The organism is Microcoleus sp. Z1_B2, from assembly GCF_036700325.1.
Classification (GTDB): Bacteria; Cyanobacteriota; Cyanobacteriia; order Cyanobacteriales; family Microcoleaceae; genus Microcoleus.
Genome location: NZ_JAUBOQ010000019.1, coordinates 57,537 through 77,646, shown reverse-complemented (window position 1 = coordinate 77,646; position 20,110 = coordinate 57,537). Strand labels below are relative to the sequence as shown.

Genomic DNA, 20,110 nt, shown 5'->3' with positions numbered 1-20,110 from the left:
CACATCTGTCTTTGGTATGAAAATCTACTGTTTTTAAAGTTGCGTTAAGTTTTGATGTATGGCGAGGTACTTTACCCAATGTGCAGCGGAAGCTCCTAATCTAAAAAGTAAAGCCACCTACTTGCCAACCACCGAATACTATCCGAGGAGAGAGGAGAAATGCTTGAATCTTACCGCCGTACCGCGGCCGAACGTGCCCATGAGGGAATTCCACCGCTGCCGCTAGACGCCCAGCAAACGTCGGAACTGTGCGAACTGCTGAAAAATCCGCCGGCAGGAGAAGAAGAAACCTTAATAGAATTATTGCGCGATCGCGTCCCCCCAGGCGTAGACAGCGCCGCCTACGTCAAAGCTGGTTTTTTAACTGGCATTGCTAAAGGCGAAATCCACAGCCCCCTAATTGCTCCCAAATGGGCAGTTTACCTGCTGGGGACAATGATGGGCGGTTACAACGTCCAATCTTTAATCGATTTGCTCAACCCCACTGCCGAAATCGCCATTCCCGCCACCGCCGCCCGGGCACTGAGCAAAACGTTGTTAGTATTCGACGCTTTCCACGACGTTATAGCTTTGTCTGATACAAATCCCTACGCCAAGCAGGTAGTCGATTCTTGGGCGGATGCCGAATGGTTTACAGGCCGTCCTGTATTGCCAGAAGCGATTACCGTTACAGTCTTCAAAGTTCCTGGAGAAACCAATACTGACGACTTGTCGCCTGCACCTCATGCTACCACGCGGCCGGACATTCCCCTACACGCTTTGGCGATGCTCGAAAGTAAGATGCCTGGGGCTTTGCAAACCATTGCAGAATTGAAGCAAAAAGGTCATCCCGTAGCCTATGTTGGTGATGTTGTCGGTACTGGTTCGTCGCGGAAATCGGCGATTAATTCCGTGCTCTGGCACATTGGCAATGATATTCCGTTTGTGCCCAACAAGCGCAGTGGCGGTTATATTTTAGGAGGTGCGATCGCCCCGATCTTCTTCAATACCGCTGAAGATTCCGGCGCATTGCCGATCGAATGTGATGTCTCCCAAATGGAAACAGGAATGGTAATTACCATCCATCCATACAAAGGCGAAATCACCAACGAAGCCGGAGAAATTATCTCCACATTCACCCTCAAACCTGACACAATTCTAGACGAAGTTCGCGCAGGTGGCCGAATTCCGCTATTAATTGGACGCACTTTAACCGACAAAACCCGCGCAGCTTTAGGACTAGAACCTAGCACTATTTTTACCCGTCCTACAATTCCAGTAGATACGGGAAAAGGCTTTACTTTAGCCCAAAAAATGGTAGGCAAAGCTTGCGGTTTGTCCGGCGTTCGCCCCGGTACATCTTGCGAACCAGTCATGACAACAGTCGGCTCGCAAGATACCACAGGGCCAATGACTCGCGACGAATTGAAAGAACTTGCTTGTTTGGGATTTAGCGCCGATTTGGTTATTCAAAGTTTCTGCCACACCGCCGCTTATCCAAAACCAGTTGATGTCAAAACTCACCATGAATTGCCCGATTTCATGGCAGAGCGCGCCGGCATAGCTTTGCGCCCCGGAGACGGCATTATTCACTCTTGGCTGAACCGGATGTTATTGCCAGATACAGTGGGAACGGGCGGCGATTCTCACACTCGTTTTCCTTTGGGAATTTCCTTTCCTGCGGGTTCGGGATTGGTGGCATTTGCTGCGGCATTGGGCGTCATGCCTTTGGATATGCCGGAATCAGTTTTAGTGCGGTTTAAAGGTGAATTGCAGCCGGGAGTAACGCTGCGGGATGTTGTGAATGCCATTCCCTATGTAGCAATTCAAAAAGGTTTGCTAACCGTCGCGAAACAGAACAAGAAAAACATCTTTTCTGGGCGGATTATGGAGATTGAAGGTTTGCCCGATTTGAAGGTTGAGCAGGCTTTTGAATTGACCGATGCGACTGCAGAGCGTTCTTGCGCTGGATGCACGATTAAATTGAGCGTGGAGACTGTTTCTGAGTACATTCGTTCCAATGTCGCGCTGCTGAAAAACATGGTGGCGCGGGGCTATCAAGATGCGCGGACGATGATGCGCCGGGTGGCTAAGATGGAGGCATGGCTGGCAAATCCGGTGCTGATGGAGGCGGATGCTGATGCGGAATACGTTGAAATCATCGAAATCGATCTGAACGAGATTAAAGAGCCAATTGTGGCTGCTCCCAATGACCCGGATAATGTTAAGTTGTTGAGTGAGGTTGCGGGCGATCGGGTTGACGAAGTATTTGTCGGTTCCTGCATGACAAATATCGGTCACTACCGCGCCACAGCGAAGGTGTTGGAAGGTGCAGGGGAAGTGAAAACTCGCCTGTGGATTTGTCCGCCAACTCGCATGGACGAACAGCAACTCAAAGAAGAAGGTTATTACAGCATTTTTGGAGCCGCTGGAGCGCGTACAGAAATGCCCGGATGCAGTCTTTGTATGGGCAATCAAGCGCGGGTTAAAGATGCGACAACGGTTTTTTCAACTTCTACTCGTAACTTTAACAACCGCATGGGCAAAGATGCACAAGTTTATCTCGGTTCGGCGGAATTGGCGGCCGTTTGTTCGCTGTTAGGTCGCATTCCTACAGTCCAAGAATACAATGACATTGTGTCAAAGAGAATCGATCCTTTTGCTGGTGATTTGTATCGCTATTTGAATTTCGATCAAATTGCTGGTTTTGAGGATGAAGGACGAGTGATTGCTTTGGAAGATATGCCTCGCATTGAGGATATTTTGGGGATTCCCGATGGTGTGCTGAGCAAGTAAAAAGTGGGGCGGGCAAATGCCCGCCCTTTGTTTATAATATGAGTAGGGGTTCACCCCTGCATCTCTAATTCACATCCAGGATATTGATCGACCCGCCCCGCTCCCCTTTTCGTAAGTCGATCGAACTTGATATAAATCTGAGAAAGGAGAAAAGTGATTATGCCTGAGCAAGTTTTAAGCAGTGAAAGCCAAGGGACAGTAAAGTCCGCGCCCGAAACTCCTATGGTTGAAGACAAAGAAAGCGATCGCCCCTTAAGCCAGCCCATCGCGGCATTTCTCCGCGTAATTCAGCAAACTCCCAGAGAATATTGGCCGAATTTACTTCAGATGATGCGCTTATTTATGGAAACGGTGACAGTAACGCCCATATTGTCCGAGCCTCCCCAGACATCTGAGAAAATAGACATTACTAAACTGTCGCTGGAGGAACGGATACAAAGAAATAAAGGTGCAATTGAATTAATCAATTCATGGATTGAGGAGGGAGATGAACAAGAACAAACAGAAACCGCTGAATATCTCCGTAAAGCTTTAGATGAAGACCGCCTTTCTAATCGGCCATTATTCCCATGAGTAGAGTAATTATTCTCGACTCTGGCCCATTAGGAATGGTGACAAACCCTAAAGCATCCTCTGCTGAAATTCAAGAGTGCCAAGTTTGGCTAAACTCTTTAATGCGGAGGGGCGAAATAATAATTCTGCCTGAAATTGCTGACTACGAAGTGCGACGGGAGTTGATCCGCGCAGGTAAATTAGCAGGTATTCAACGGCTTGATGAACTGAAATTACAACTTACATATCGTCCTTTGACTACAGAAGTCATGCTTTTTGCCGCTCAGTTGTGGGCGCAAGCGAGAATGAGAGGAAGACCAACCGCAGAAGCCAATGCACTTGACGGGGATGTGATTTTGGCGGCTCAAGCAATTTTGGAGGCAAATGAAGGGCATGAGGTGATAATTGCCACCACAAATGTGGGGCATTTATCCCAATTTGTGGATGCTCGCGAGTGGCGGCTAATTGAGTAATGTTTAAATCCATCGCACTTAGCCAATCCCTGCTATACTTTCAACTACAGATATTTTTACAGACACCGTTAGCGAGATAAACAGCATGGTGGAAACAGTGGAGACAAGCGAAAAAATTGACGATCGCACACAAACCCGCTACTGGGGTCAAGTTACAGTCATAGACGCGGGCGATCGTTATAAGATCAATCGCATTGAAGTCAAGCCGGGGCATCACATCAGCACCCAAATGCACTATCACCGCAGCGAGCACTGGGTTGTCGTCTCCGGTACCGCTAAAGTTATCTGCGACGACAAAGAGACGATTCTCATGCAGAAACAGTCAACCTACGTTCCCATGAATACTGCTCACCGCGTAGAAAATCCAGGAGTTATTCCCTTGGTGATGATTGAAATCCAAAATGGTGAATACCTCGGCGATGATGACATTATCCGCTTCGCCCAAGATGCTCACGAGGCAGATTGATCCTAGATCCAAATATGAAGCAATCGCAGACGCCAAGAAAAAGCTTCGCACACCGAACAATCATCTACGCTACGCAGCGACGGGAAACAAGATAAATCCTACAATTAAAAATTTAGGGGCAATTTCAGAATTGCCCCTACCTTATTATATTAAGCTTGTTAAGCACCAGAATTTGATATAGCAAGTGGCGATCGTCCTAGGGCAAAGAAGCGTTTTTCAAATCTACATTTGCCATATTGGCATTCTTTAAATTGGCACCTGTCAAGTCCGAACCGTTCAAATTTGCACCGTTCAAATTTGCATTGGTCAAATTTGCATCCCGCAAGTTGACTCCCTGTACGTCGATTCCCGACAAACTGCCACCTCTGAGGCTGACATTCGCTAAATTGGCTACAGACTGGCGAGCATTTCTCAGATTTGCACCCGCCAAATTGGCGCTTTCTAAATTAGCACCGATTAAATTAGCGCTGGTGAGGTTGGTATTTTTCAAACTCGCAATCACTAAACCCGCCAAACTCAGATTAGCGCGGCTCAAATCAGCACCCTCCAAATTAGCCCCGTGCATTTTAGCAGCAATTAAACTCGCACCTTGCAATTTAGCTTGTTTCAGATTTGCTTCGTTCAGTTTGGCTTCGTTCAAATTTGCACCGTTCAAATTTGCACCGCTCAGATTCGCACCGCTCAAATCTGCCCCGCTCAGATTGATACCAGCAAGCTGCGCTCCTGTCAAGTCACATTGGCTACATTTTTTAGTTTCTAATAATTGCTTGACGTGGGATACGTTTTCTGCCTTTACTCCCGATGCCAAACCGATCGCAATTAGCACCCCTGTTGTTGTTAAAATCCCAAATTTCATATACCACCCTCAGCAATATCTCTCTGTTAATAATATCGCACATTATTAAAGAGGGTTGGGTGATCGGTCTCTTTGATAAACTGTGACAATCATCACCCTGTTGTGCACAAAATATGCAATAATTATTGACGTTTCAACTCCCCCAAAATTATTGTAAATAATTATTGCTTTTTCAGGAACCAAAAAGGAAAAGATTGCGTCGGTTCGAGACGGACTCCGGTGATGCTGTTCTGAGCAAAGGTATAGTCCTTATCCTGCCAAAGAGGGATGAAAGGTACATCTTGACCTAGTATGTCTTGAATTTCCGCAAACAGAGCTTTGCGGGTTTCAGGATTTGCTTCTTTTCGTTGCTTGTCGATCAGTTCATTGACCCGATCGTTATAATAGAACGAACCCTGACCTTGGCTAGCACCCTTTTCACAGCCCCCAGCCGCCGAACCCGTCGCACAATCTAAAAACGGCTGAATGTAATTATCGGCATCGAAAAAGTCGGCGTACCAATCCACTAAAACCGCAGGATAAATTCCCTTCTCTATGTTTTGAAACAAAGTCGGAGATTCAACGCTGTTAATTTCTACCTGCATTATCCCGTCCATTTTGAGTTTAGTTTGCGCCTCGATCAGACTCGCGACTAAAGCTCGTTTTGTGGAAGCTGAAGGATACCAAAGTTGCAGAACAAAAGGATTGGTGGCTGAGTATCCAGCTTTCGTTAAAAGTTCCTTAGCCTTTGTCGTGTTGGCATCTCCGTACAGTTCTTTAAAAACCGGTTTTTGAACGTCGAAGGTTGTAGGGATCAGACTGTAAAGCGGTTGTGCTTGTCCGCGCAGTACGCGCTCATTAATCAGGGGGCGATCCATCGCTGCTGCGATCGCCTGTCTCACTTCTAACTTATCCAACGGTTTAGACTTAGTATTCAGCGTCATGTAACTAACCGTACTGCTTTCCCCCGCAATTTCCTGCCATTTCCCTTGTTTTGCTCCCTCGCCCAAGCTTTGAACTTGGTCTGCATCCAGAGACAAATAAGCCACATCAACTGCACCAGTCCGAAAACTATTGAACAAATTTGACGAACTAGAAAGCAGCAAAAGGTCAATTCCTTGATTAACTGGTTTTTCGCCCCAATACTTGTCAAACACATCAAACTTGAGAGAATCGCTGCCGTAAGTTGCCAACTTGTAGCGTCCCGTTCCCACAAACGTATCGGGTTTAAATTTACCCTCCCCAATCTCGTAAGCTTTTGGAGAAACTGCACAACTACCAGCGAATGTCAAGAGAGAAGGAAAAGCAGCAAAAGGCTTTTTGAGTTGAAAAGTTAATTCGTATTCGCCCGTCGCTTTCACAGATTCTACGGCATCGCTCAACAAGAAAGCCGGACGACCGCCATTTTTGATAAACCGCTGCAAGGAGAACTCCATTGCTGCGGCATTAAACGGTGTGTCATCGTGAAAAATAACTCCTTGACGCAAGGGGATGGTATATGTCAATCCGTCTTGGCTAACTTTTGGCATTGCTGTGGCTAAATGGGGGATTAACTCAGTAGTCCCCGACTTGTAAGTATAGAGAGTGTCGCCCAAATTTTGCAGCAGTTGCCCTGAGATAATTTCGTAAGCGTCCGCAGGGTCGATCGTCCGCAATTTCAAGGTTGTGCCAATAGTAACGCGGTTATTAGCATTTTCGCCGGTCGCAGTGACCGATGGACGTGTTCTTTGTCCACAACTTGCAGTTAACAAGCAGCACAGAAAGAACAGAGCTATCGCTTTAATCACTGAAGGTTTTATATGTATTCTAGGCTGCTGCTTGTTAATTCCCATCGTCTTTTTTTGACACTCCAAATTATTGATTATATTATCAGGACTTACGCACTATTAGACTAGAAACCGGATTTATTGATAGATTCTCCTGTAATATCACGTCCGAGCGATTGACCATAATATCCCGGCCGGGCGGGTTTTTGAGATTGTCAATTATTGGCAGATATGGTTGTTGAACCCGCCCCTACCTCATTTCGGGCGAAGCGAAGCGGAGGGAATCGACCGGACAGAAGATAATACAAATATCGCTCCCTAACCACAGCAACTTAAAAGCTTGGTGATATTCGATCGGTTTGAGATCCTTGGGCTCAATCTCGATCGCTTGCTGGGCCATCAGTGTTCTTGCTAAGAAGTGCGACGATCGTCTTAATTAATTCATCCGGTTCGATCGGCTTTGCCAGATGTCGGTGAAATCCAGCTTGCAAAGCTTGCTGTTGATTAAACTCACCCGCATAAGCAGTCAGGGCGATCGCGGGAATCAGCCCACCCCGTTCTGGCGGCAGAGCTCGCACTTGTCGCAACAGCATATAGCCATCCATTCCCGGCATACCAATGTCGCTCAACAGGACATCTGGCTGGAAATTAGTCAACGCTGTGAGGACTTCTTGAGGGACAGCAAGAGTCAGTACCTCTGCACCTGCATCTTCTAGCAAAAACGAAATCAACTCTCGCATATCCGGCTCATCATCAACCACAACTATCCGCATCCCCGATAACGGTTCATCCGCAGTCGATCGTTCCGAAAGTCTTGCAAGAGAGTTTTCTTGTCTTACCTTCGGTGATAGGGGCAGTCTTACGGTAAAGGTAGCTCCTAACCCTTCACCGGCGCTATCTGCCCCAACCGTGCCACCGTGCAGTTCGACTAAATGCCGCACGATCGCCAGCCCCAATCCCAAGCCACCAAACTTGCGGGTTGTAGCGCCATCTTTTTGGCGGAAGTAGTCAAACACGTAGGGTAAAAACTCCGGTGCAATGCCAACCCCTGTATCCGCCACCGTAATTTGAGCGCGATCGCCCACACGAGTTAAGCGCACCTCAACGCGCCCCCCGGCCGAGGTGAATTTGACCGCATTGGAAACAAGATTCCAGACTATTTGCTGCAAACGGCCCGAATCTCCCAAAATTTGTCCGATCTGAGGATCTAACACAGTCCGAATGTCAATGGATTTGGCAACAGCAGCCAAATTGACAGTTTCGATCGCCGATTCCACAGTTAAAGCTAAATCAACTGGACGAATATTCAGACTGAGCTTACCTTGGAGAATTTTCGAGACATCAAGCAAATCTTCAATCAATTCAGTTTGCAGCTTGGCATTCCGTTCGATCGTCGCTAACGCCTGGGCGGTTTTCGCCGCATCCAGCTTGCCAGTTTGCAGCAGCTTTGACCAGCCCAAAATAGGATTGAGGGGCGATCGCAATTCATGGGATAGTACCGCTAAAAACTCATCCTTGATCCGATTTGCCTGTCTTAGCTGTTCCGCTTGCTGCTGCAGTGAATCGTTCAGATTTGCCCGTTCCAGAGCGATCGCGATTTGGTCACAGATAGATCCCAGCAGCTCGATTTCAGCAGGCGTGAAGTGCGTCCGAGTCAGACTGGCAAAGGAGAGCGTTCCTAATAACCGTCCTTGAGCGATTAACGGTTGACCCACGTAAGCCGTGATGCCCAGTTCATAGAGGGCTTTACCATTCGGATGAGTGGAAAGTTCGGCTTGATTCAAGACAAGTTGCTGCTGGGTTTGGGCAACCAATCCACAGAGATATTGCCCTACTTCGATCCAGGCGATCGCCTGCGCCCTTTCTTCAGAGATGCCATCATAGTTTCTCAAATGCAGCATCGGGCGGTTGTCTTTTTCTTCCACCATGAAGTTGTAGTAACAATCCAGATCGAGTAGCACTGCCAGTTTGCGGAATAGCGTGTCCATCAAAGCCAGAGGCTGTTCTGTCTTCATCAGATCGCGGGTAGTTTCATACAGCAATTGCAGGCGCTCACTTGCTTGCCGTTGTGCAGTCTTGTCCTGCATGATTTTGACAAATCCCTGCGGACAATCCGCTTCATTAAGCAGGGGCATCATCAATCCACTGGCCCAAAAGTGATTCCCATCTTTGCGGACGTGCCAGCGTTCGTCTTCGACCCGTCCTTGCAGTAGAGCCATTTGCCTCTGGTACTCGGCTTGTCCTTGTTCGTTATCTGCTGGTGTGAAAATCATCCGACTGGAGCAACCAATTGCTTCTGTCTCGGTATAGCCCAACAACCTTTCTGCCCCTGAGTTCCAACTGGCAATGATGCCGTTAAGGTCGAGGGTGAAGATGGCATAATCTTTGGCGCTTTCAAAGATCAGACGGAGGCGGGATTCATTCTCGCGCAGGGCTTCCTCAGCTTGTTTGTGGTCTTCAATATCAACACAGGAGCCGATGTAGCCCAAGAACTCACCTTCCAATCCGTAGCGAGGAACAGCTTCATCCATAATCCAACGGTATATGCCATCACAGCGTTTCAAGCGATAGTCCATCTTGAACGGTTGACGGGCATCAAAGGCAGTCACATAGGTGTCTAAACACCGCTCAAAGTCGTCGGGGTGGACTCCTTCTGTCCAACCATTGCCCCTTTCTTGCTCGATCGTCCGTCCCGTAAAGTTTAGCCACGGGACGTTGAAGTAATAACAGAGTTTATCTGTGCCCGACATCCAAATCAGCACAGGGGCGGCATCTGCCATCAGTCGGAACCTTGCCTCACTCTCCCGTAGTGTGGCTTCGGCTTGTTTGCGATCGGTGATATCGTTGACGAATGCTACAAACCCTTCAATTTTTCCCTGGCTATTGAAGCGGGGAACATAGGTGGCATTGATATAACGGGTTCCACCATCTTTGTAGGGAATTTGGCTTTCAAAGGTCACTTCCTGTCCTGCCAAGACTTGCTCAACATAACGACGAATCCCTTCATAGCCAGTTTCGCCTAAAACCTCTTGAAGGTGCTTGCCATAGATTTGCGCTGCCGAATGTCCAAACCATTCTTCATATGCTCGATTGTTGAAGCGATAACGCTGGTCTGAGTCTACAAAGGAAATCAAGGCAGGCACGGCATTGGTGACTAAACGAAGTTCTGCTTCTCGTTGTTGCAATACCTCCTCGGCCAGTTTTCGATCGGTGACATTTCGGAAATAAATGGTAATCCCGTTGGCTGCAGGGTAGGTGCGAACGTCATACCACCGATCGTGATCGGGATAAAAAGCCGTGACTGACAAAGCCACGCGCTCGTTTGCCACGCGCCGATAAACCTGCTCAAACTCGCTGCCATTAAGTCCGGGGAATTCTTCCCACACATTTTTCCCAATCAGATCGCTGGCAGTCCGGTCTAGCAGAATTTCCGCTGACCGATTCACATAAGTGAAACACCAATTCTCATCAAGGGAAAAGAATCCATCATCAATACTCTCTAGAATGTTGCGACTCTGCTCTTCGCTTTGACGCAAAGCTTCTTCTGCTTGTTTACGATCGCTGATGTCGATTAATACGCCCCGCGTCGAAATTATCATGCCCTCAGCGTTATAGGCGCAATCGCCCTTTGCCAAAATCCAACGAACGGTGCCATCTGCCCACAGCGTCCGATACTCAATTTCAGTATGCGGTTGATTCGCTTTGAGCTCATTGAGTACGGTGTGAACGAATGGACGATCGTCGTGATGCACCGCTTCTAAAAACACCTTCATGGAAATTCCCCGATCCACGGGTAAACCAAACATCCCTTTGGCTATGTCCGTCAAACTCAGGGTGTCAGTTTCCCTATCCCAATACCACAAACCCAAATTGCCGCCTTCGGAAGCCAGTCTGAGCTGTTCTTCGCTCTCGCGCAACGCCTGGAACGATCGATCGCGCTCGAAGACGATGCTGGCAACTTGGGTGCCGAACTCCGCGAGTTTATGTTCCCAATCCGTCGGCATCCGCGCCTCGCTAAAGCAAAGCATCAGCGACCCCATAGGTAGATTGTCCTGCCTGAACACGGGCTGAGAATGACACGCTAGAATGCCATGAGCCACGCATAAATTTCGCCATGCTTGCGACCAGCGATCGTCCTTGGCAATGTCGGCGCAGGTCACGGGCTGACCGCTATACACTGCTTCGCCGCACGTTCCAATGCACAAATCGTTAATCGGAGCATCTTGGAGTCCTTCAGCAAAAGACGGTGGAAAGTCTGGAGTAATCGATCTGTTAAAAGTCAGCCCCTGAGCATCGGCTAGCAGGAAGCCCGCGCGGGTACCCGGATTCAGCCTGGATACTGAGTCACACACGGCTGCCAGACAGTCGTCTAGTGGCTGCCCGAAGGCGATCGACTCCAGCAGTCGTTTCTGCTCGATTAGGAGGAGTTCCGCCTGTTTGCGATCGGTAATGTCAGCAAGCAAAACGGTCAGTCCACTGGGCGAAGGGTAAATTCGATGGTCATGCCAACCTTTCAAAGGTGAGTACAGATAATCAAACTGGAGTGGCGTTTGTTCCCGCATTGCCCGATGAAACTGCACGTAAGCATCGGTGTCAACGGCTGCGGGAAATAGCTCCCAAACGTTCTCACCCAGAATCGCTGACTGCGGCATTCCAATCATTTCACAGTAGCGATCGTTGGCATAGGTGTAGCGCCAATCGCGATCGAGGATGTAAAACCCATCGTTGATGCTAGAAAGTACCGTTTCTAGCTGTTCTTTTGTCTCCCTCGCCGCAGCTTGTGCGACTTGGCCCCGAACCTGGGCTTTTTGTTCTAGGAACCTTGCCTCCTGTAAATTTTGCAAGGCTGCTTTCGCATTTTTTAGAGCATTGCGCCACGATAAACTGAGTGAAGCGCTCAATCCTGCGGCGATCGAAAACATACCCAGCCGAACAATTGTCTCTACATTAACTATCTTTAAGGAATAGAACGGCTCAATAAAAAAATAGTTGATTGCCAGCGTGGATAAAATTGTTGCCAGAAACCCAGCCCCGAAACTGCCATACCACGCACTCACCATCACCGCGATGAAAAACAGGGGCGTCGTGGTTGGGTAGAGCCACGGTAAAAGCGATCGGGTTAGCGCCAGTGCCAAAGCCACGGAGAGGGTGGCCACACCATAGGGAAGTAGTCGAATATCTCTGAAAATGCTGTTGATTTCCTCTACACTCACCCTTTGTACTCCTTATCCGAAAAATATCTTGCTCGCAGCGCCTTACTGCATTCGCCAAGCGTTGCATCTGAGGAATTACCTAACTCATCCAGCAATATCTAAATTTGCTTGAGTGCCAAGCGAGAAGGCTTAGCCTGTCCATTTTCCCAACGATTAATCGTGGGAAAGGTCATCCGTTCTGAAAAACTTACCCATAGCTACCCAAATCTTGACATAGCTGAACATGAGTGCTTGTGGTGTTAACTTCCTGTTTCACAGTAGCGACAACATGACTGCTGTCGGGTTTGTCTACTCCGCAGGCTGACGGGAGTGGAACTCACCGCCAATTCTGAACGTTCTGGAATAAATATTCCTTCAAACCAACGTTCTATATTTTTCGACGCATTCAAGTCACGGTCTTGAATATTTCCACAACTGGGACATTCAAAGGCTCGGACTCTTAATGGCATTTTATGCCGATGATTACAGCAATTTGAACAGATTTGACTGCTAGGAAAGAATCGATCTATGAGCGTCAATTTTGAGTTAAACTTTTCGGTTTTATATTCAAGTTGACGCTTGAATTCGTACATGGCGCAGTCGGCGATTGCACCAGCTAACTTGTGGTTCTTCAAAAATGCCTTAACATTCAAATCTTCAATCTTCACTTCACCGTGGTTTTTGGCGAGGTAAGTTGTTAGCTTATGAATAGCATCTTTTCGGATGTTTGACACTTTTAGGTGCAGCTTGGCTAGTTTAGCGATTGCCTTTTTGCGGTTGTTAGACCCTTTGACTCGCGCACAGACACGCCGTTGCAGACGTTTCATTTTACGGTTCATCCGACGATAGGCTTTAGGGTTGGCAAAGACTTCGCCGTTAGAACAAACAGCTAGCTGCTTGATGCCGATATCAACTCCGACAGTAGGACGGTCACGTAGAGTTGCGGGTTGCTCAATTTCGTATTTAAAAGCAATGAACCATCTGTCAGCTTTTCGACTGATTACGCAGTTGTGAACTGCCGTAATTGGTAATGGTTCGTGCAGCCTAACCCAGCCAATCTTAGGTAACTTGACACGCTTGCCGTCGTTATTAATTCCTGGCTTTGCTTTGGTTCCTTGTTCTAGGTAGAAGGAGTCCCCCGATACACCTTTCTTTTTGAATCTAGGTTGTTTAGATACCTTTTTGAAGCATCTATCCCAAGCTGTTCTCAATTCAGTTAGAGCCTGTTGTGGGCTGGCTTTGGAAGATTCGTAATACCAGGGATGCTCATGTTTGACTTCTGCCACTAAACGCTTGTGTAGATCAATTGCAGAAGGGATCTTAATAGTTTTATCCGTCTTCCTGAGTGTCAATGTTTCAAGGATGATTGAATTTGCCCAGTTGTAAGCGTGTCTTGCTACTCCGCAATGCTGCCGAAATCTAGTCACCTGTTTGTTATTAGGTTTTAATTCCGTCTTGAAACTAAGTAACATTTGCTTTTACCTCATTTCTGCCTTACTCTTATTGTATGCGGAATTAATACGGAACAAGAAAATGCCTAGAAAAAAGATTTACAGCGAGCCTAAGCGTAAGGTCAACCTCAGCCTAACCGAGACTGCTACTAAGTGGCTAGAGGAAAAACGAGTTCAGCTTACCGCAAGCAGTCTTAGTGACGTTATCGAGAGACTTGCTTTCTTAGTTACCCAACAATTCCATCAATGGGTAACTTTGTCCAAGAATCACGTTACAGCTTTAAACCCTAATTCATCCGCCAACTTTTTCTGAGACAGGTTCTACCCTGGCCACCGTTCTGGCACCAAATTACCGATCGCTGGTTTTGCCGCCCTCAGCCGTTCTATTTTGAGAAGCCTCAGAAGTAACAGGTATAAAGCTATTTATATTTTACCAAAGAACTGGGTCTAAAGCCCCGTCCTTCGCTTGACGGCTTTTCCTCTTTAAGTGTATCAATCCAGTCCTCTACAAGCTGGGTCATTTTTTTTTCTTTCTGTTTGGCAATTCTCCGTAACTTTTTTAACCGACTCACGGCAATGCGAATACTTAATCTTTCTTTAATCATTTTGCTACCCAATCGCTACCCGTTATGAGATCATGGTTAGCATGAAAACATTGAAGTTTAAGCTATATCAAAGCAAGCGAAATAGACATCTCAAGCGAAGTATCAATGCTGCCGGGGTGATCTACAACCATTGCATTGCACTCCATAAACGGTACTACCGGATGTGGGGCAAGCATTTGAATTGCAGCAAGCTTCAAAGTCATATTGCTAAAATCAGAAAGCGTAAAGCGTTCTGGCAGCAGGTTGGATCTCAGGCTGTACAGGATATCTGCCAGCGAATCGAGAAAGCCTACCAACTGTTTTTTAAGCATCACCAGAAAGGAGTTAGACCTCCCGGTTTCAAGAAAGTTCGCAAATACAAATCGTTCACTCTCAAGCAAGCTGGCTATAAATTTTTAGGTGGTAATCTAATTAAAATTGGGAATCGCGTTTATCAGTATTGGAATTCCAGAGAGATAGCGGGGAAGGTCAAAACCTTAACCATTAAGCGCACTCCATTGGGAGAGTTATTCATGGTTGTGGTCGTTGACAGCGTTGAACAACCTGAAACCAAAGTCGAGACGAGTAGAATCGCTGGCGCAAGATTTCGGCTTGAAAACGTTTCTCACCTGCTCAGATGGAACGAAAATCGAATCACCACAATTCCTGAAACAATCCCTCGGCGCTATTAAGAAAGCGAATCGTCAACATTCCAAAAAACGGAAAGGCTCAGCTAACCGGGAAAGAGCAAGACTCAATCTAGTTCGCAAGCACTCCTGACGTAGTAAATCGTCGCTCTGATTGGTTCTGGAAATTGGCTCACGAATTAACTGATAAGTTTGACGTGCTGTGTTTTGAAACGTTGAATCTAAAAGGAATGCAACGGCTTTGGGGACGTAAAATCTCAGACCTTGCATTTGGCGATTTCCTCCAAATTCTCAAATGGGTTGCCAAAAAGAAAGGAAAACAATTAGTTTTTATCGACCGCTGGTATCCATCTAGTAAAACTTGTTCCCACTGTGGACACGTTCTGAAAGAATTGGATTTATCAGTTCGTGAATGGCGATGTCCGTCCTGCCAGAAGGTGAACAGCAGAGACGAGAACGCTGCAATAAATAACTTGCTTGTTTTCCTTGGTGGGGCGTCAACCGTTAAGTTAGGCGATGTTAGACAGGCTGTGCCTGCAATTGCTGTTTGAGCTTAGAATCCCCTCGCCTTGATAGCTGGGGAGTATGTCAAACCTTTGACAGATTCCAGAGGTCAGTCATCACTCTTAAGATATATATCAATCCTTACAGGAGTCGTAAATTTTTTATCCCACCCCAACCCTCCCCGAACCTGCGGGGAGAAAGTAAGAAATTCACAAGTGATGCGAGAATTGCTATATGGAGTCAATCTAAAATCTAAAATCGAGTAAGCTGCTTTAAATTCCTTTGAGGAGCGATCGCCAATCCCGACAGCGTTTCAGGTAAATGCGAGCTACATGATCGCTGGGATTTGTTCGCAAACACTCTTCAAATAATTTTCCTGCTTCTCGGAATTCTTTCCGCTCGCACAGTAACATAGCTTCATTATATACAGACAAATTTGCTAGCTTTGCCGACAAACTTTCGGGCGGGTCTGCATCAAATACCTCATAGACTACGACATATTGAGATTTTCCTTTTACCTGTACTTTATCCACAATTCTAATTGCATAATCGGTGGGATTTCGCAACCGTTCCAAAGTCTGCTGAGAAATTAACAGAGGTACGCCGTAATCTTTGGTCAATCCTTCAATGCGAGATGCTAAATTAACAGCATCGCTAATCACAGTGCTGTCCATCCGGCTTTTACCCCCGACTGTCCCCAGCATCAAAGAACCCGAATTGATGCCAATGCCAATTTGAATCGGGACGTAGCCGACGCCTTGACGGTATTCGTTGTAAGTTTTGAGGATATTTAGCATTGCAATACCCGCTTTCACTGCATCATCTGCAAAGTCACTAAACAAAGCCATAATTGCATCGCCGATGTATTTGTCAATAAACCCGTTATTGCTAGTAATCGCAGGCTCCATCCGCGAAAGGTAAGCATTGATAAATTTAAAATTTTCTTGGGGAGTCATAGTTTCTGAAAGCGTCGTGAAGTCGCGAATATCCGCAAATAGCACCGACATTTCCTGCTGCACTTGGTCGCCTAAATGGACATCTATAATACTTTCATATCCCAACAAATTTAGAAATTGGTGTGGCACAAATCTACCGTAGGCATCAGTTAAGTCTGATTCGACATCCAGGGATTTTTCTAAATTTTGGTTAACGTCAAATAGTTCCTTAATAAATAAATGGCGCTGGGATTCAGCTTCTTTGCGTTCCGTGACATCTTGAAAAACTGCGATCGCAAAAGCAACTTTGCCACCATCGTCAAAAATTGGCCTTCCCCAAATTTCTAGGGGAACTTTCTTGTCGGTTCGATGAATTTCCAGATCGTCAGCAGTCGCGTTTTCGCCCCTTAAAGCTCGGACGAGCGGCAAATTCTCGAAAGGATAAATTGTCTCCGTTCCCGCGATATAAATTTGATAACTTTCTGACAAATCCTCAACAGAATTTAAGGGCAAAACTCCTTGACCGAGTAACTGCTGTCCGGCGTGATTTACGTAGTAAGGTTTGCCTTGAGAATCGAGCACTACCACGCCTACCGGAATCGCTTCGAGAAATTGAGCCAGCTTGATTTCGCCTTCGCGCACCGCCTCGAATGCGCGAGAGCGTAACTCAGTTTCAACCGTATCGGAATGTTCAGCAGTAGTTTCCAGCAAGATTTCCAGATCCGCTTTTTCCTCCTTCAAGTCTTCCACTTGCTGGCGCAATCTTTCTATCTCTAAAAGTAGCTGTTCTCTAGATGGTTGTTCTTCCAGCATAACTCGAGAATTTGCGCCTCGACTAACAAAAAATTACTTAACATTTCGCACCCTAAAAGTAATCGTGTTTTTATAGAAAATCCAACTGCAAACCAGGCATCAGGCGCTGGAAATTCCTCAAAGATTTACCATGCCAAGCTATGCTTTGAGAGCCTTGTACCGCCATTTGCACCCTGGCTGTTTTGCGGATCTCGATAATAAACTTCGATAGCATATTGATGCCAGAACTGTTCAAAAATTCTAACTGCTGCAAATTGAGGGTAATTTTCGTCGGTTCCAAGTCGGCAACCTGGGCCAGCAACTGCCCTATCGGCGCGTACTCAGCAGGCCCGCTCAGCCTTAGAGATCCAATAAAACTCACGGTTGCCGTTGCTGGATCGTAACAGATCTGGTAATCTTCTGTATTAATTTCCATAGCCACAAAAAAAAGTCCCTTAGATATTATCGATCGCCAGCGTTGCTTATACTGTTAATTGCACCATAGTTGTCACCGCAATTACTTCCGGGTCTTTGTGCACGGTCTGGAATTTCCAGCCAAGTTTGGCGGTATAATCGGTGAGCATGGTCAACAAACCCAATCCCGAATTGGTACTGTTGTCGTCAGCAGCATTTTTTTCCAACCGCTGAAGGTAAAGTTCGCTTGGCTCCGAGGCCAGCAACTCCTGAATATAAGCCTGAAACTTGTCCACCGCTTGCGGAGAGATGCTGTTAGCCACTGAGACAATCACTCCCTCGCTCTCTAATTGCAGTTTAATATCGATCGGGTAGTCGGAGGTTTCATCATTAAACTTCATGGCATTTTCCAATAACTCGTTGGCAATGTAGCTAACAGCACTTTTTATTTCAGCTTGTCTTTCAATTGTCGAGGGTTCATCTTGGTTGCCCGGAAAAAAAGTCGTCAGGTAATCAGCCAGAAAATCAGCAGACAAACCGTTGTTCCGCCACCGCTGCTTGAGAGGAACCGAACTCGGAGAAAATCCAATTATTAAGTATTCTTGGCTAGCGGGCTGCTCGATGAAATCTCCGAAAATCTGAGTCATATCGATGTGAGAGCTAAAGTTTGAGATGAGGGGATCACTGAATATATTTTAAACTTTAGGAGGGATATTCAAGTAGTTATTTTTGTTTGAGTACCAGCAATGTGATGTCATCAAAAACTTTTTGTTCGCCGATGTGCGATCGCACGTCCTTAATTACAGCGTGCCTAATTTCGGCAGCAGAACGCTGCCAATGAATTTTTATTACCTCAATTAACCTATCTAAACCATAAAGCAGTTTATCCATATTTTTAGCTTCCGTAATCCCGTCAGTGTAAAGCACAACCACATCTCCTGAATGCAAATGCACAATTTTCTCAGCAACAAATTCAGCAATATCTACATCCAGCCCGATCGGGAAACCCAAATCGATTGTATCAAACCGCTCTACACAACCGTTACACCGCACAACAATCATTTCTTCGTGCTGGCCGCTCAACTTCAGCATCCCCTCCTCATAGTCTAGCAAGGCAAGGCTAGCATTTTTGTCGCATTTCATCCGCTGCACGTTATCATAAATTACACTGTTAATAGCACTTAAAAATCTTACTGGGTCTGGTTCATTGTAGGCGAGCAAAGTTCTTACTGCCGTTTGCACCATAATCATTAAAACACCGCTCTCCAATCCGTGTCCCGTCACATCTCCAATGCCAATTTTTACTCTACCTTTGTGTTGGAGTACGTCGTAATAGTCGCCCCCTACTTCCTCAGCAGCTTCCATAAATCCCGCAATATCTAACCCCACAACTTCATTGAGTTCTAAGTCTTTGGGCAGCAGCATCTGCTGAATCTTGCGAGTAACGTCTAGTTCAGCGCTCATTCGCATATTTTCTGCTTTTAGGCGATCGTTGAGAACAGTAATTTCTTGATTTGCACCAACTAAGGCATCGGCAATTTTGTTAAAAGCACCCACAACTTGCCCCAGTTCATCTCTGTTATCCAAAATAATTTTGTGGTCAAGATTGCCGCTTGCCATCTTTTTTGCAGCTTCGTCAAGGACAAACACAGTTTGCATAACGCTTCTATAAAAACTTACAAATAAATAAATAACTATGGCTAAGGTTATTAACACAACAATAGAAATTATGCGTTTCTTGGCAACGAAACTATCAATGCGTTTTTGCAGGAGAAAGTCTAATTCCTTGATAGTTTTATCCCACAGTTCAAAACTATAATTCAGAACTCGATCGCTCCCATCAAGATAGGCAGAATATTCCACTAATGCTGTGGGCTTAATCAGTTTATCTAGTTGCTCAGTTAGCTGCTCTACTACCGAGTTAAAGTTTGTTAAATACTCCCTTAATTTCGGGATCAGATTCCCGTGAGGATTATTGCTAAATCCTACCTCCATATTGATAGCTAAATCCTGATTAATTTCTCTCAATTTGCCTGCCAAAGTAATCAGTTTCGCTCTTTCTTCAGGTGTGGCATCGGAACGCAAGTTTTTTATTTGAGAGATCAGCCTAATCTCTGACAATATTTTTTGGATTTCTGGAAGTTTCAGCAAAGTAGCATCCATCAAATAATAGGTATCTAGATCCGGGTCTAAAATTAGATTAGAAGTATCGCCGACGCGAGCGCTCAGTCTATCAATGTCTGTAGCTAAACGTTGATAGAAAAAATCGTAAGTTTCTAAACTCCAATGGCTGTGGCGAAGTTTGAAATTGTGCCAATCTTGATAAATATTATTAAAATTTTTACTGGAAATTAATGTGTTTCCAAGCTGGCTATCTGTATTAGCTATCGCTTGAAATTTATGATCTATCTTGGCTTTTAAATCTGTTCTGAATTCTGAATTGCTTAAACTAGGATTTAACCTCTGATTCGGATAATTTAAGAGTTGAAGTTTCGGTATATATTCCCTCAACTGGCGCAGTCGCCGCAGGTATTCATTTCCGTAGATTTCTTTTTGGGCAAAATCAACTCTGCTGTTAATTTCGGAAATTAGCAGGTACATGACCAAGGTTAACGGTATTGCAAATAGAAAACCAATTAAGGTAAATTTTTGAGGATAGCTCAGCCGATTCATTAAATGGATTCCCAGGGATTTTCTGTTCATAATCGATAGATTTTAAGAATA

General features: G+C 45.9%; 16 protein-coding genes. 7 read left to right on the top strand and 9 right to left on the bottom strand.

Annotation, left to right across the window (positions count from 1 at the left end):
• Positions 1 to 159 precede the first annotated feature (159 nt).
• From acnB to QT984_RS13430, 4 genes are all read left to right on the top strand, one after another.
• On the top strand, positions 160 to 2,775 hold the full coding sequence (gene acnB, locus QT984_RS13445; protein WP_333054001.1) for a bifunctional aconitate hydratase 2/2-methylisocitrate dehydratase: 2,616 nt from the start codon (positions 160 to 162) through the stop codon (positions 2,773 to 2,775).
• 159 nt (positions 2,776 to 2,934) lie between these two features.
• Positions 2,935 to 3,348 carry a hypothetical protein gene (locus QT984_RS13440; protein WP_333054002.1) on the top strand — a complete coding sequence of 138 codons (414 nt, stop codon included), beginning with the start codon at positions 2,935 to 2,937 and terminating at the stop codon, positions 3,346 to 3,348.
• The gene (locus QT984_RS13435) at positions 3,345 to 3,800 is read left to right on the top strand and encodes a nucleic acid-binding protein (RefSeq protein WP_333054003.1); all 456 of its coding nucleotides are present in this window, start codon (positions 3,345 to 3,347) and stop codon (positions 3,798 to 3,800) included. Before QT984_RS13440 ends, QT984_RS13435 begins: the two co-directional genes overlap by 4 nt.
• Positions 3,801 to 3,885: 85 nt before the next feature.
• Positions 3,886 to 4,266, top strand: a complete 381-nt coding sequence (locus QT984_RS13430; RefSeq protein ID WP_445242800.1) for a cupin domain-containing protein — start codon at positions 3,886 to 3,888, stop codon at positions 4,264 to 4,266.
• Between the two features lie 196 nt (positions 4,267 to 4,462).
• On the opposite strand, the gene QT984_RS13425 is transcribed toward QT984_RS13430, so the two are convergent.
• From QT984_RS13425 to QT984_RS13410, 4 genes are all read right to left on the bottom strand, one after another.
• Complete coding sequence (locus QT984_RS13425; RefSeq protein WP_333054004.1) at positions 4,463 to 5,122, bottom strand: pentapeptide repeat-containing protein; 660 nt, start codon at positions 5,120 to 5,122, stop codon at positions 4,463 to 4,465.
• Positions 5,123 to 5,283: 161 nt separating this feature from the next.
• Positions 5,284 to 6,933: an ABC transporter substrate-binding protein gene (locus QT984_RS13420; protein WP_333054005.1), complete on the bottom strand. Its 1,650-nt coding sequence runs from the start codon at positions 6,931 to 6,933 to the stop codon at positions 5,284 to 5,286.
• A 308-nt stretch (positions 6,934 to 7,241) separates the two neighbouring features.
• A complete protein-coding gene (locus tag QT984_RS13415; protein ID WP_333054006.1) occupies positions 7,242 to 12,080 on the bottom strand; it encodes a PAS domain S-box protein in 4,839 nt (1,612 codons plus the stop codon).
• 239 nt (positions 12,081 to 12,319) lie between these two features.
• Positions 12,320 to 13,531: an RNA-guided endonuclease TnpB family protein gene (locus QT984_RS13410; protein ID WP_333054007.1), complete on the bottom strand. Its 1,212-nt coding sequence runs from the start codon at positions 13,529 to 13,531 to the stop codon at positions 12,320 to 12,322.
• Positions 13,532 to 13,592: 61 nt separating this feature from the next.
• On the opposite strand from QT984_RS13410, the gene QT984_RS13405 reads away from it, so the two are divergent.
• On the top strand, positions 13,593 to 13,823 hold the full coding sequence (locus QT984_RS13405; RefSeq protein WP_333209429.1) for a hypothetical protein: 231 nt from the start codon (positions 13,593 to 13,595) through the stop codon (positions 13,821 to 13,823).
• 354 nt (positions 13,824 to 14,177) lie between these two features.
• Here the strand turns inward: QT984_RS13405 and QT984_RS13400 are convergent, their stop codons facing one another.
• Positions 14,178 to 14,426: a hypothetical protein gene (locus tag QT984_RS13400; protein ID WP_333199875.1), complete on the bottom strand. Its 249-nt coding sequence runs from the start codon at positions 14,424 to 14,426 to the stop codon at positions 14,178 to 14,180.
• A 205-nt stretch (positions 14,427 to 14,631) separates the two neighbouring features.
• Here QT984_RS13400 and QT984_RS13395 point away from each other — a divergent pair, with 205 nt between their 5' ends.
• Together QT984_RS13395 and QT984_RS13390 are read left to right on the top strand one after the other, a co-directional pair.
• On the top strand, positions 14,632 to 14,874 hold the full coding sequence (locus QT984_RS13395; RefSeq protein WP_333278788.1) for a transposase: 243 nt from the start codon (positions 14,632 to 14,634) through the stop codon (positions 14,872 to 14,874).
• A gap of 34 nt (positions 14,875 to 14,908) precedes the next feature.
• Positions 14,909 to 15,292 carry a transposase gene (locus QT984_RS13390; protein WP_333054008.1) on the top strand — a complete coding sequence of 128 codons (384 nt, stop codon included), beginning with the start codon at positions 14,909 to 14,911 and terminating at the stop codon, positions 15,290 to 15,292.
• Between the two features lie 225 nt (positions 15,293 to 15,517).
• Here the strand turns inward: QT984_RS13390 and QT984_RS13385 are convergent, their stop codons facing one another.
• The 4 genes from QT984_RS13385 to QT984_RS13370 form a co-directional block, all read right to left on the bottom strand.
• A complete protein-coding gene (locus QT984_RS13385; protein ID WP_333054009.1) occupies positions 15,518 to 16,993 on the bottom strand; it encodes an adenylate/guanylate cyclase domain-containing protein in 1,476 nt (491 codons plus the stop codon).
• 70 nt (positions 16,994 to 17,063) lie between these two features.
• Complete coding sequence (locus QT984_RS13380) at positions 17,064 to 17,408, bottom strand: slr1659 superfamily regulator (RefSeq protein WP_333054010.1); 345 nt, start codon at positions 17,406 to 17,408, stop codon at positions 17,064 to 17,066.
• A 46-nt stretch (positions 17,409 to 17,454) separates the two neighbouring features.
• On the bottom strand, positions 17,455 to 18,033 hold the full coding sequence (locus QT984_RS13375) for a DUF6272 family protein (RefSeq protein ID WP_333054011.1): 579 nt from the start codon (positions 18,031 to 18,033) through the stop codon (positions 17,455 to 17,457).
• 76 nt (positions 18,034 to 18,109) lie between these two features.
• A complete protein-coding gene (locus QT984_RS13370) occupies positions 18,110 to 20,089 on the bottom strand; it encodes a SpoIIE family protein phosphatase (protein WP_333209431.1) in 1,980 nt (659 codons plus the stop codon).
• Positions 20,090 to 20,110: the final 21 nt, after the last annotated feature.

Excerpts from the sequence above, each read along its gene's own strand:
- QT984_RS13405 (WP_333209429.1), top strand. The coding sequence starts at position 13,593 with ATGCCTAGAAAAAAGATTTACAGCGAGCCTAAGCGTAAGGTCAACCTC.
- QT984_RS13400 (WP_333199875.1), bottom strand. The coding sequence starts at position 14,426 with ATGCTTAAAAAACAGTTGGTAGGCTTTCTCGATTCGCTGGCAGATATC.
- QT984_RS13375 (WP_333054011.1), bottom strand. The coding sequence starts at position 18,033 with ATGACTCAGATTTTCGGAGATTTCATCGAGCAGCCCGCTAGCCAAGAA.
- QT984_RS13435 (WP_333054003.1), top strand. The coding sequence starts at position 3,345 with ATGAGTAGAGTAATTATTCTCGACTCTGGCCCATTAGGAATGGTGACA.
- QT984_RS13385 (WP_333054009.1), bottom strand. The coding sequence starts at position 16,993 with ATGCTGGAAGAACAACCATCTAGAGAACAGCTACTTTTAGAGATAGAA.
- QT984_RS13440 (WP_333054002.1), top strand. The coding sequence starts at position 2,935 with ATGCCTGAGCAAGTTTTAAGCAGTGAAAGCCAAGGGACAGTAAAGTCC.
- QT984_RS13370 (WP_333209431.1), bottom strand. The coding sequence starts at position 20,089 with ATGAACAGAAAATCCCTGGGAATCCATTTAATGAATCGGCTGAGCTAT.
- QT984_RS13430 (WP_445242800.1), top strand. The coding sequence starts at position 3,886 with ATGGTGGAAACAGTGGAGACAAGCGAAAAAATTGACGATCGCACACAA.
- QT984_RS13425 (WP_333054004.1), bottom strand. The coding sequence starts at position 5,122 with ATGAAATTTGGGATTTTAACAACAACAGGGGTGCTAATTGCGATCGGT.
- QT984_RS13410 (WP_333054007.1), bottom strand. The coding sequence starts at position 13,531 with ATGTTACTTAGTTTCAAGACGGAATTAAAACCTAATAACAAACAGGTG.
- QT984_RS13380 (WP_333054010.1), bottom strand. The coding sequence starts at position 17,408 with ATGGAAATTAATACAGAAGATTACCAGATCTGTTACGATCCAGCAACG.
- QT984_RS13420 (WP_333054005.1), bottom strand. The coding sequence starts at position 6,933 with ATGGGAATTAACAAGCAGCAGCCTAGAATACATATAAAACCTTCAGTG.
- acnB (WP_333054001.1), top strand. The coding sequence starts at position 160 with ATGCTTGAATCTTACCGCCGTACCGCGGCCGAACGTGCCCATGAGGGA.